This window comes from Mesorhizobium sp. IMUNJ 23033, assembly GCF_044778005.1.
GTDB lineage: Bacteria > Pseudomonadota > Alphaproteobacteria > Rhizobiales > Rhizobiaceae > Mesorhizobium > Mesorhizobium amorphae_A.
This window is the reverse complement of the sequence record NZ_JBJACT010000023.1, coordinates 86,599-98,706: the sequence shown is the minus strand read 5'-3', so window position 1 is coordinate 98,706 and position 12,108 is coordinate 86,599. Positions and strand designations below refer to the sequence as shown.

Here is a 12,108-nt window from a genome sequence, read left to right as displayed (position 1 = left end):
TTGAGCGTTTTCCGCGGCGCGCAGGTGCTCTGCTTGCACCGCCGGAGCCTCTCAGTGAGTAGCCGGCACAGGCTTTCCACCCCGCTCCCTGGTTCGAGACGAGCGAGACTCGCGTGGCGGCGAAGCCGTGGCGGCTGTCGTGCGCCCGGCGATCAGATCCGCCGCCTTTTCGGCGATCATGATGACGGCGGCGTTGGTGTTCGAGGAGACGATGCGCGGCATCACCGAGCTGTCGCAGACGCGCAGGCCCTGCAGGCCACGCACGCGAAGCTCGGGATCGACGACGCTTTTCGCATCACCGCCCATCCGGCAGGTGCCGACCGGATGGTAGGCGCTGCGCCCGTGCTCCCGGGCGAAGGTTTCCAGCGCCGCGCGCCCATTCGTCCCCACCCCCGGCAGGTGTTCGCGCCGGATGAAGGGCGCAAAAGCCGGCTGCGACAGGATCTCGCGGCTGATCTCGATGCCCTCGACGGCGCGCTCGAGATCGTAGCGCTCGGCGAACGGGTTTGGATCGATGACCGGCGGCGCGCGCAGGTCCGCCGATCTCAGCGTGACGCTGCCGCGTGAGCGAGGCCGCACATGGTAGGAGTTCAGCGTGCAGCCATTGCCGCCGGGAACCGAGCCGATGCCTTCCTCGACGCCGGCGCCGGGCAGGAAATGGAACTGGATGTCGGGGGTCTTCTCGGTGCGGTCGCCCCACCAGAAGGCGCCGGCCTCGACAATGTTGGACGCCACCGGCCCCTTGCCGAACAGCGCATATTCGAGGCCGGCGACCGCCTGCCAGCGCTTCTTCTTGTAGCGGTCGATGCCGTGCGGACCGTTGAGCTCGGCGACGACGTCGACATCCATGTGATCATGCAGGTTTTGCCCGACGCCGGGCAGGTCGTGGCCGACCTCGATGCCATGCTGGCCGAGATGGGTGGCCGGGCCGATGCCGGACAGCATCAAGAGCTTGGGCGAGCCGATGGCGCCGGCGGTGACGATCACCTCGCGCCCGGCGCGCAGCAGTTCTGGACGGCCGTTGACGATGATCTCGACGCCGATCGCGCACCCGTTCTCGACGACGATGCGGCTGACCGTGGCGTCGGTGCGCAGTTCGAGGTTCCTGCGGCCAAGCGCCGGCTTGAGATAGGCGACGGCCGTGCTGCTGCGCTTACCGTTGCGCGTCGTGGTCTGGTAGAAGCCGGCGCCTTCCTGCTCGCCGGCATTGAAGTCGGCCCTGAACGGAAGGCCGGCTTCTTGTGCGGCCCTGATGAAGACGCGCGTCAGCGGATGCGGCGTGCCGCTGGAAACGCCGAGCGGCCCCTCGATGCCGTGCTGCGGACCGGCGAAGGTGTCGTTGCCCTCGGAGCGCCGGAAATACGGCAGCACCTCGGCATAGCTCCACCCCGCACAGCCGTCCTCGGTCGCCCATCCGTCATAGTCCTGCGGACAGCCGCGGGTGAACACCTGGGCGTTGATCGAGGAGCCGCCGCCAAGAACACGGGCCTGCGGATAGACCATGGTGCGCCCATCGATCATCTTGCCGGGTGCCGTCTCGTAGCCCCAGATCAGCGGGCCGGACGTCATCTTGAAGAAGCCTACGGGCAAATGGATGTAGCGGTCGGTGTCGGGCGGGCCGGCCTCCAGCAGGACGACCGACAGGTCCGGATCGTCGCTCAGCCTTGCGGCAAGAACGCAGCCGGCCGAGCCGCCGCCGACGATGATGTAGTCCGGCATTTTTCCTCCCGTTGCTTCCGGCCCTGGCGCGCCCAACGATCTCAAGTCCCTTGTGCCGCGTCAAGAGAAAGGGTATGGTTGCCGTGTTGAATGGTTGTCGTACAAGTGGAGGAACTTGGCAACCCCTGCCGAAGAGCCCGGCGCTCCCCGCGCATGTCGCCGATCGGAAAAACACCGATTTCAACTGGGAGGTTCGAGAATGAAGGACAGGACAATTTCCGCGCGTTCCGGCATGGTCAGCCGCCGGACGCTGATGATGGGCGCCACCGCCGGCCTGGCGGCCGTCGCGATGCCGAGTGTCTTGCGGGCGCAGGACAAGCCGACGCTGGTGACGTCGATCCGCTCGCTATCCAACCCCTACCATGCCGTCTGGAAGACCGGCGCCGAGGCCTACGCCAAGGCTGTCGGGCTGGAGCATGTGACGCTGGTTTCGGAAGGCAACAGCGAGAAGGGCATCGCCAATATCAAGGCCATGCTGGCCAAGACCGGCGGCAACATGGTGCTCAATTCCGACCCCAACGACACGCCGGATGCGCGGCCGATCGTCGAGGCCTGCGCCAAGGCGGGCGCCTATGTCGTGACGCAGTGGAACAAGCCGCCGGACCTGCACCCGAAGGACTTCAATCCGAACTATGTCTCCCATATCGAGTTCGACGGCATCTCGAGCGGCAAGACCATCGCCGAGATCCTGTTCAAGACGATCGGCGGCAAGGGCGGCATCGTGGCGCTCGGCGGCCTGATCTCGACCACTGCGGCGATCGAACGCAAGAAGGGCCTCGACGCGGCACTTGCCGCCAATCCCGACATCAAGCTGCTCGACTTCCAGGTCGCCAACTGGAAATCGACCGAAGCCTTCGATTTGATGGGCAATCTGCTCACCCGCTTCGGCGACGACATCAAGGGCATCTGGGCCGCCAATGACGACATGGGCTCCGGCGCGCTCGAAGCGTTGCGCGCCGAAAACCTCGCCGGCAAGGTGCCGATCGTCGGCGTCGACGGCATCAAGACGGCGGTCGACGCGGTGCGCACGGGCGAGTTCGCCTGCACCGTGACCTCGGATCCGTTCTGGCAGGGCGGCATGGGCCTGGCCATCGGCTACAACGCCAAGATCGGCAAGTTCGATCCCACCAAGGAACCGCCGGAGCACCGCGAATTCTACGGCAAGGCGGTGCTGATTTCGCACGACAATGTCGAGGAATACTACAAGACCAATGTCGAGGCACAACCGACAGTGGACTGGAACGATCTGTGGGGTCGAGTGACCGGAGCGATCCGCACCTGACCCATTGGAGCGGGCCCGCTTTCTCCCTGGCGGCGGCCCGCTCCCTTTTGCAGGCGTCGTGCGTTGCTCGGCGACTGCCGTTCTGCAGACGGGAAGCGGTTTCTTGACAATCGATACAGAACCCATGAAGTCCGTTTCGGACATCGAGCGGACAACGCTTATGACACTCCTCCCCGGCCGTATCGCCGCCCTGTTCGGCGGCAGGCGCTGGCGCAGCCTGGCACCGCTGGCAGTGCTGATCGCCTTGTGCGTGCTGATCTCTGTCGCCAATCCCAATTTCATCGAGCTGCGCAATCTCGTGCGCGTCGCCAATTCCGCGGCCGTGCCGCTGACGATGGCGATGGGGCTGACCTTCATCATCCTGATGGGCAGCATCGACCTTTCGGTCGAAGGCACGCTGTCGGTGGCGGCCATGGTGGTGGTGCTGCTCGCCGCCAACGACAGCAACGGCAATGACTATGGCTGGCTGGCGGTGCTGGCGGCCATCGGGGCCGGCACCGCCATGGGGCTGGTCAGCGGCCTTGTGCAGACAGTGCTGCGGATTCCTTCCTTCATGGCGACGCTCGGCATGTGGTTCATCGGCCTTGGGCTCTCGGTCTACATGCTCGGCGGCTCGGCGATCCGGCTCAACGACGCCTCGATCCGCGAGCTGGCGCTCGCCCGTCTGCTCGGCCTGCCGCTGGCGGTCTGGGTCGCCGCCGGGGCATTCCTGCTCGCCGCAGTCATCCAGTACTACACGAAGCTCGGGCGCCACATTCTGGCGATCGGCGGCGATGAGGATGTGGCCAAGCTCTCCGGCGTCAACGTCACAGGCGTGCGCATCACTGCCTTCGCGCTCGCCGGCTTCTTCTTCGGCATTGCTGGCGTGCTTGCCGCCGCCCAGCTTGGCCAGTCGCACGCCGTCATCGGCGACGGCAGGCTGTTTGCCGCGGTCACCGCCGTCGTGGTCGGCGGCACGGCGCTGACCGGTGGCGAAGGCGGCGTCGTCAACACGCTGATCGGCGTGCTGATCGTCACCGTGCTTGCCAACGGCATGATCCTGCTCGGCATCTCGCCCTACATCCAGCAGACCGTGCAGGGCCTGATGATCATCGCCGCGGTGGCGCTGTCGCTCGACCGCGTCCGCCTCAAGATCGTCAAGTGAACGCCATGCTGCGCGCCGCCAATATCATCAAGAATTTTCCCGGCGTGCACGCCTTGCGCGACGTCAGCATCGAGGTTCGGCCGAACGAAGTGGTCGGGCTGATCGGCGAGAACGGCGCCGGCAAGTCGACGCTGATGCGGGTGCTGGCCGGCACCTATCGGCCGGATGGCGGCAGCCTCACCCTCGACGGCGAACAGCTCAAGCTGCGCAATGCGCGCGACGCGGTACGACACGGCATCGGCATGGTGTTCCAGGAGCAATCGCTGGTGCTCAACCTGACGGTGGCCGAGAACATCTATCTCGGCGAGGAAAACCGCTTCACACGTCTCGGCATCGTCAACTGGCGTGCCATGAACAGTGCGGCGCGCCGCCAGCTTGCCAAGATCGGCGTCGACATCGACGTCACCCGGCGCACCTCCGAGCTCACCTTCGCGGCGCGCCAGATGGTCGAGCTGGCCAAGGCGCTGACCCTGGAGGAAATGGTCGAGCGGCCGTTGCTGATCCTGCTCGACGAGCCGACCTCCGTGCTCAACGGCGCCGACATCGAGGTGCTGTTCGCGCGCGTCCGCGCGCTCAAATCCCGCGCCAGCTTCGTCTTCGTCTCGCATCGCCTCGACGAGGTGCTGGCGATCTCCGACCGCGTCTACACGATGAAGGATGGCGCGGTGGTCGCCGAACACAGCACCGCCGACGTCACCGCGCCGGAACTGCACGAGATCATGGTCGGTCGCGGGCTGCAGGCCGAATATTACCGCGAGGCCCGCCAGCAGCAGCCGCGCGACGAGATCCGGGTCGAAACCAGGGGACTGGGTGCCGCCGGCGCCTATCGCGGCGTCGATCTCAAGATCCGCGCCGGCGAGATCGTCGGCATTGCCGGTGTCGTCGGCTCGGGCCGCGAGGAGGTCACGCGTACGATCGGCGGACTGCTCCAGCACAGCGCGGGCGAATTGAAGATCGCCGGCGAGGCGGTGCATTTCGGCTCGCCGGAGCCGGCCGTGCGCAAGGGTATCGGCTATGTGCCGCGCGAGCGGCGGCTCGAAGGCCTGGTGATGTTCCTGTCGATCGCGGAGAACATCTCGCTGGCCGACCTGTCGAGCGTGATGCGCCATGGCGCGATCGACTATGGCAAGGAGCGGCGGCTCGCCGCCGACTGGATCAAGCGGCTGCGCATCAAGGCGCCAGGCCCCGATGCCGCCTGCCGCAAGCTCAGCGGCGGCAACCAGCAGAAGGTGGTGCTGGCGCGCTGGATGACGGCGGGCTCGCGCATCCTCGTGCTCGACCATCCGACACGGGGTCTCGACGTCGGCGCCAAGGAAGAGGTCTACGAGCTGGTTCGTGATCTCTGTGAGCAGGGCGTCGCGATCCTTCTGATCTCCGACACGCTGGAGGAGACGATCGGCCTGTCGCATCAGGTGCTGGTGATGCGCGACGGCGAGATCACCGCGCGTTTCGACGCCAGTCCGGGAAACAAGCCGAAGCAGGTCGACCTGTTGCGGGCGATGGTGTGAGGCAGGCCGATGAATGAGATCTTTTCACTCAGGCCCTTCCTCGACAGCAAGTGGACGCACGGCGCCATACCGCTGGTGCTGCTTGTCGCCCTCTTGCTGATCATCGAGATCGCCGCGCCCGGCTTCCTGACCGGCGAGACGACCGCGCTGCTGTTCGCCAACACAGCGGTGCTGTTCATCCTGGCGACCGGCGTCACCTTCGCCATCCTGCTCGGCGGCATCGACCTGTCGATCCAGGCCGTCGCCTCGCTGGCCAGCGTCATCCTGGCGCAGTTGCTGCCCTCGCTTGGGCTCGCCGCCTTTCCGGTGGCGATCCTGTCCGGTCTTGCCTTCGGAATGCTGAGCGGCATCGTCCATGTCAAGCTGCGCGTGCCGTCCTTCGTGGCGACGCTGGCCACGGGCGGCGTGGTGACCGGCATCGCGCTCTGGGTGTCCGACGGCCGCGCCATCACCATCGAGGAAGCGGGGCGCGAAAACACCGCCTGGATCAATGCGACGGTCGCCGGGGTGCCGGTGGTGGTGCTGATCTCGGCGGTGATCGGCATCGTCAGCTTTCTCGCGCTGCGCTACACGCGCTTCGGCCGCCAGGCGATCGCCGTCGGCGCCGGCGAGCCGGCCGCCTGGGCCGCCGGCATCAATGTCGACCGCACCAAGATCGTCGCCTTCGCGGCGTCCGGCATGCTGGCGGCAATAGCCGGCGTGGTGCTGGCAGCCAGGCTGTCGAGCGGTTCGCCGGTTCTCGCCAATCAGCTGCTGCTGCCGGCGATTGCCGCCGTCATCGTCGGCGGCACGGCCATCACCGGCGGGCTGGGCGGGGTCGCCCGCACGGCGGTCGGCGCGCTGATCATCTCGATCGTGCGCATCGGCATGACCTTCGTCGGCATCAACATCTTCCTGGAAAACATGGTGTTCGGTGCAGTCCTCATCGCCGCCGTCGCCATCACCATCGACCGCAGCAAGATCGCGGTCATCAAGTGACAGAGCCTAGCGCATCGCCTCCCAAGCAAGCGCGGACAGGACGGGACCGCAACGGCGCAACGCCGAGGCGGCTCCGCTTGCCCAGGTCACTACATCGTGTCGAGGCCGATCAGCTCGATCTTGTAGCCGTCCGGGTCTTCGACAAAGGCAATGTGGGTGGTTCCATGCAGCATCGGCCCGGGCTTGCGCGGGATCTTGGCACCGCGCTTCTCGAGTTCGGCACAGACGGCGTAGATGTCGTTGACGCCGAGCGCCAGATGGCCGAAGCCGGTGCCGATCTCATAGGGCTCCTCCCTGCCCCAGTTCAGCGTCAGTTCGACGACGGCCTCCTTGTCCTCCGGGCCGTAGCCGACAAAGGCATTGGTGAACTTGCCGCCGGGATAGTCGTCCCGGCGCAGCAATGTCATGCCGAGAACCTCGGTGTAGAAGGCAATCGACTTGTCGAGGTCGAGAACCCTGATCATGGTGTGCATGTAGCGGAAGCGGCCTGCGGCGTCGCTCATGGGGAAAGTCCTCCGGATTCGGCGATTTGTCTGTCTGATCATCCGCATCAAACGGTTGGTGGGGCTTCGCTTGATGTTCTTAATCAGGGTTGTATGATAACACTACAAGTACAATGGTTGTCCAGCCGTTTTCCGAGGGGTCGCAGAGCCAGATCATGAACGCCGTGCAGCCCACATCGCTGATCGCCACGCTGGCCGGCGTGCTGCCGGACGGCGGGCTGCTGACCGCCGACGAGGATCTGGCGCGCTACAGCCGCGACTGGTCGGGCGATCATTTCGGCCGCCCGCTGGCGGTGGCGCGTCCGGCTTCGGTCGAGGAGATGTCGGCCCTGATGCGGCGCTGCCATGAGGAGCGCATTCCGGTCGTGCCGCAGGGCGGCCTGACCGGTCTCGTCGGTGCGGCGGTGGCGGCCGACAGCTGCGAAGTGGTGATCTCGCTGGAGCGCCTGAACAGGATCCGCTCGGTCAGCCCGATCGATTTCGCCATGGTGGTCGAGGCCGGCTGCATTCTCGAGGACGCCAAGCGCGCGGCGGAAGAGAACGACTGCCTGCTGCCGATCACCTTCGGGGCGCAGGGAAGCTGCCGCATCGGCGGCAATGTCGCCACCAATGCCGGTGGCTTCAATGTGCTGCGCTACGGCATGACCCGCGACCTCGTGCTTGGACTGGAGGTGGTTCTGGCCGACGGGCGGGTGTGGAACGGGCTGAAGGTGCTGCGCAAGGACAATCGTGGTTATGACCTCAAGCAGGTCTTCATCGGCAGCGAAGGCACGCTCGGCATCGTCACCGCGGCGGCGCTGAAGCTCTATCCCAAGCCGACCCAGGTCGAAACCGCGTTGATCGGGCTGCGCTCGATCGAGGACGCCATGGCGCTCTATGCGCGGGCGCGGCGCGACTGCAGCGACCTCTTGACCGCCTTCGAGCTGATCCTGCGCGGCGGCATCGAGATCACGCTGCAGGCCCGGCCGGACTTCGCCGATCCGCTCGCCAGGCCCTACCCGGTCTACGTCCTGGCCGAGGTTTCTTCCGGCGGGCTGGTCGATCTCCAGGCCATGCTGAGGGATTTTCTGGCCGTTGCGGCCGATCTCGTCGAGGATGGCGTCATGGCGTCGAGCCGCGCCCAGGGCGAGCGGCTGTGGCTCTACCGCGAGATCATGGTCGAACGCCAGGGCCGCGGTGGCCGCTATCTGCGCACCGACGTCTCGGTGCCGATCTCCAGGCTCGCCGATTTCGTTACCGACGCGCTGGCGGCGCTGGAGCGGACCCGCCCCGACGCGCTCGCCGTCACCTATGGCCATGTCGGCGACGGCAACATCCACCTCAACGTCGTGCCGCCGGAAGGCATGGCAGCCGAAGCGGTCGAGCATCTGTTCGAAGAGGCGGAAAAGCAGATCTTTGCCGTCGTCGACCGCTATGGCGGGTCGATCAGCGCCGAGCACGGCATCGGCCGGGTCAAGCAGAAGGCGTTCCTCGAACGCATCGACCCGGTGGCGCTCGATCTTGCGGCCGGCATCAAGGACGCGTTCGACCCGCACCGCATCTTGAGCAATGGCCGCATTCTGGCGTCCAAATCCTCCCTCGACTATAGGTGAGCGATGACGCTGAAGCTCGACAAAGTCAATCGTGGTCCGCATCTCTCGACTCTGGTCGCGAGTTCCATCTCGCGCGAGATCGCGCAGGGACGACTGAAGCCTGGCGACCAGCTGCCGACCGAGCAGGCACTGGCGACAACTTTCGGGGTCAGCCGCAACGTCGTGCGCGAGGCGATCGCAAGGCTGCGCTCGGAAGGCCGCATTTGGTCGCAGCAAGGACGCGGCGCCTTCGTCACCGATGCCAACAACCCGACCGTGCTGACCATCGACTACGAAGCGCTGCAGCGGGCCGATTCCTTCCGCAGCCTGTTCGAACTGCGCGGCATCCTCGAAGTGCAGGCCGCCGCACTCGCCGCCAGACGGCGCACCGATGCCGATCTCGCGGCGATGAGCGAGGCGCTGGCCGGCATGCGCGCGGCACCCTACGGCAGCGTTGCCTGGCTGCGCAGCGACCTCGAGTTCCACCGCACCGTCGCCGAGGCGACGCGCAACAGCTACATGGGCCAGTTCCTGGTTTTCGTGTCCGAACGGGTGCGCGAAAGCATTCTCGCCGCCGGCAACCAGCAGAAATCCGACGACATGGCGCGCATCACGCTCGGCGAGCATGAGCGCATCCTGAAAGCGATCCGTGCCGGCGACGCTGAAGAGGCACAGGCGGCGATGCGCGACCATCTGGCCGGTGCGGCGCTGCGCGTTGGGCTGCATGATGGGGAGGCGGCGGAGGAAGCTGCAGCGCCGACGAAGGAGGTGGCGTCTCCGGTGCGGCATTCGAGATTGCGGAAGGCTGTGCGGGGGCGGGTTGGGGGGTAGCGGTTTCGTCCTGCCTTCGTTGTAAGGTCGTCAACCGGCAAATCGCATATGTCAGCGCTAGCCCCCTCTCCGTCTCGGCTTTGCCGAGCCACCTTTCCCCCATTTCATGGGGCGAGGAAATGCTAATCGCAGAGGTCGCGGCCTTTGAAAGCTTGGGTTCCTCGCCCCCACAAAGTGGGGGAGAGGTGGCTCGGCGAAGCCGAGACGGAGAGGGGAGCGGCTTGCGCGATTTCACGCCGCCGGCGGCCCCGCCAACGACACCCAATTCAACCCCGCAGCAATATCCGACAACGCCGGCTTCTCGCCATGGCCGGTGGTGGCCGCATCCCCACCGCGCTATTTCAGAGGCAGAAAGAGTTCAAGGACCACTTCGCGTAGCGGCCCCTCAGGGAAGTGCGACAGATGTCGCTGGCAATAGATCGGAAAGTCGCGTGCTTCCTCGCCGCTAGCTGGTAGCCATTCACGGTAGAGGTAGAGCGCTGCGGGTTCGAGATTGTTGGTGTTGCCGGGGTAGCGCAGCACCGCGCAGCGTCCGCCGGGGATCACGCCAGCCTTCATTTGCGCGTCGTTCGCCTCGATCGGCTGGTCGGTTCCGGCACAAATGTCCATGCTATAGTCGGCCGGGACCGCGGGCTCCCTTTCGGAACGGAAGACGTTGAAAGTCGGGCTTGTCTCGGGCGACAGACCGGCGGCTTTGCGCCAGGCGATGAACCGCTGGATGGTGTCCTGGAGCGTCGCCCGGTCTCCGCGATGCTCCATGATCGCCACCGGCGTGGGCGGCACATCGCGGATCGTCACGTCGTCGGGTTCGAAGATTATCTGCATGAGCGTGTTCCTTGCTTTGTCGAGAGGCCCAAAGGCCATGAGCCACGACCCCCAGTCGGGAGACTTCCGGAACGACGAAGGCGATTGTCCGAACCGCTGCCGAAAGGCGCGGGCGAAGGCATCCGGTGCGTCGTAACCGGCATCCATCGCTATATCGGTGACGCTTTGGGCGTCGCTCTCGGCAAGCCTGTAAGAAGCGCGCTTCAGGCGGGCGAGCTGGACATAGCGATGCACGGACACCCCGAAGGTTGACGTGAACTGCCGGTGGAAATGGAATTTCGAGAACGCCGCGACGCCGCTCAACGCCTCCAGGCCCAGATCGTCGTCCAGATGCTGGTCTATGTGGTCCAGCACCCGCTGCATCCGGGCATGGTAGTTTTCAAGTGCCGCCTTCAACGTCTCGTCCTCCGTGGCAACACCAGATAGGCGCTCCCGGACATAACGCGCTCGACCGATCTTGCGGTTTGACACGGATTGACGAGTGTCCGCCAGCAGCCGCTGGCGCCTTCACGCAGCCTAGTCCCCATGTGGCAGCGCAGGCCCCTCTCCGTCTCGGCTTCGCCGAGCCACCTCTCCCCCATTTCATGGGGGCGAGGAAACGCTAATCTCCGAGGTTACAGCCTTGAAAAGCTTGGGTTCCTCGCCCCCACAACGTGGGGGAGAGGTGGCTCGGCGAAGCCGAGACGGAGAGGGGGAGCGCCGTACGCGATTTCACACCGCCGGCGGCTCAACCAGCGACACCCCATTCAGGCCCGCAACAATATCCGACAATGCCGGCACGAACTTCTCGCCATGGCCTGTGGCGACCGCGGTGGCGAAGCCGTTGCGCACCGCAGCGCCGATCGGATTGGCGACACCGCCCGCCTGGGCAAAGGACGCGAGATAGGTCATGTCCTTCAGCGCGTTGACGATCGCAAAACGCTGCGCGTTCTCGTTGCGGTTCAGGACGAAGTCGAAGAAGGCCTGGTAGAAGCCGCAATCCATGCGGCTGCCGGAGATGACGCTGTTGAAGACCTGCGGCGTCAGCCCGGCCTTGACGCCAAGCGTCAGCGCCTCCGAATAGATGGCGGAATAGCCCATCGAGACGAAATTGTTGAGCAGCTTCATGGTGTGGCCGCTGCCGGTCGGCCCGGTGTGCACGATGCGCGCGGCGAAGGCTTCGAGCACCGGCCGCGCGCGCGCGACGGCGCCGGCCGGGCCGCCAACCATGACGTCGAGCTTGCCTTCGGCCGCTTCCTTGGGCGTGCGTGCCAGCGGCGCGTCGATCAGCGTCACGCCTTGCGCGGCGAGTTCGGCGGCCAGCGCTGTCGTCGAGGATGGATTGGAGGTCGAACAGTCGATGACAAGCAGCGGCTTGCTGGCGGCGGCTCGTCCGTCCGCAGCGGCGGCCAGCCCGTCAGCCCCCTTCACCAGCGCTTCCACCTCGCGCGATCCGGTGACGCACAGGATGACGATGTCGCAGGCTTCGGCGAGCATCCGAGGGCTTTCCGCCTCCGTGGCGCCGGCCGCCAGCAGCCGGTCGACCGTATCGCGGCTGCGATGGGCCCAGACTGTCAGCGGCCAGCCCTTTTCGAGCAGATTGGCGGCCATGCCGGCGCCCATGCTGCCCAGTCCGATGAAGCCGATGCGTTCCTTCATGCAATCCTCCAACCATGGTCCCGCGCCCGCAGGTCCGCATTTCGTCACCTTGCGGCGAGCATCCGTCGATGCAATCCTTCGCCAGAGAATCGGACCGGGGGCTGTCGGC

Annotated in this window: 10 protein-coding genes; 6 read left to right on the top strand and 4 right to left on the bottom strand. The window is 66.0% G+C overall.

What is annotated here, in order from left to right:
* Nucleotides 1–51: 51 nt before the first annotated feature.
* Nucleotides 52–1,719: a GMC family oxidoreductase gene (locus ACFX5Q_RS23270; RefSeq protein WP_404281774.1), complete on the bottom strand. Its 1,668-nt coding sequence runs from the start codon at nt 1,717–1,719 to the stop codon at nt 52–54.
* A gap of 199 nt (nt 1,720–1,918) precedes the next feature.
* Here ACFX5Q_RS23270 and ACFX5Q_RS23265 point away from each other — a divergent pair, with 199 nt between their 5' ends.
* The 4 genes from ACFX5Q_RS23265 (at nt 1,919) to ACFX5Q_RS23250 (ending at nt 6,631) form a co-directional block, all read left to right on the top strand.
* Nucleotides 1,919–3,001 (top strand): sugar ABC transporter substrate-binding protein, encoded by a 1,083-nt coding sequence (locus ACFX5Q_RS23265; RefSeq protein WP_404281772.1) that lies wholly within the window; start codon nt 1,919–1,921, stop codon nt 2,999–3,001.
* A 160-nt stretch (nt 3,002–3,161) separates the two neighbouring features.
* Nucleotides 3,162–4,145, top strand: a complete 984-nt coding sequence (locus ACFX5Q_RS23260) for an ABC transporter permease (protein WP_404281770.1) — start codon at nt 3,162–3,164, stop codon at nt 4,143–4,145.
* 5 nt (nt 4,146–4,150) lie between these two features.
* Nucleotides 4,151–5,653: a sugar ABC transporter ATP-binding protein gene (locus ACFX5Q_RS23255; protein ID WP_404281830.1), complete on the top strand. Its 1,503-nt coding sequence runs from the start codon at nt 4,151–4,153 to the stop codon at nt 5,651–5,653.
* A 9-nt stretch (nt 5,654–5,662) separates the two neighbouring features.
* The gene (locus ACFX5Q_RS23250; RefSeq protein ID WP_404281768.1) at nt 5,663–6,631 is read left to right on the top strand and encodes an ABC transporter permease; all 969 of its coding nucleotides are present in this window, start codon (nt 5,663–5,665) and stop codon (nt 6,629–6,631) included.
* Nucleotides 6,632–6,720: 89 nt separating this feature from the next.
* Here the strand turns inward: ACFX5Q_RS23250 and gloA are convergent, their stop codons facing one another.
* Nucleotides 6,721–7,134, bottom strand: coding sequence for a lactoylglutathione lyase (gene gloA / locus ACFX5Q_RS23245; protein ID WP_006204247.1), 414 nt, complete (start codon nt 7,132–7,134; stop codon nt 6,721–6,723).
* A gap of 155 nt (nt 7,135–7,289) precedes the next feature.
* Between gloA and ACFX5Q_RS23240 the strand changes: the two genes are divergently transcribed.
* Together ACFX5Q_RS23240 and ACFX5Q_RS23235 are read left to right on the top strand one after the other, a co-directional pair.
* Nucleotides 7,290–8,726: an FAD-binding oxidoreductase gene (locus ACFX5Q_RS23240; RefSeq protein ID WP_404281765.1), complete on the top strand. Its 1,437-nt coding sequence runs from the start codon at nt 7,290–7,292 to the stop codon at nt 8,724–8,726.
* A 3-nt stretch (nt 8,727–8,729) separates the two neighbouring features.
* Complete coding sequence (locus ACFX5Q_RS23235; protein WP_404281763.1) at nt 8,730–9,536, top strand: FadR/GntR family transcriptional regulator; 807 nt, start codon at nt 8,730–8,732, stop codon at nt 9,534–9,536.
* A 336-nt stretch (nt 9,537–9,872) separates the two neighbouring features.
* Here the strand turns inward: ACFX5Q_RS23235 and ACFX5Q_RS23230 are convergent, their stop codons facing one another.
* Nucleotides 9,873–10,757: a GyrI-like domain-containing protein gene (locus tag ACFX5Q_RS23230; RefSeq protein WP_404281762.1), complete on the bottom strand. Its 885-nt coding sequence runs from the start codon at nt 10,755–10,757 to the stop codon at nt 9,873–9,875.
* Nucleotides 10,758–11,072: 315 nt separating this feature from the next.
* On the bottom strand, nt 11,073–11,999 hold the full coding sequence (locus ACFX5Q_RS23225) for an NAD(P)-dependent oxidoreductase (RefSeq protein WP_404281760.1): 927 nt from the start codon (nt 11,997–11,999) through the stop codon (nt 11,073–11,075).
* Between the last annotated feature and the right edge of the window lie 109 nt (nt 12,000–12,108).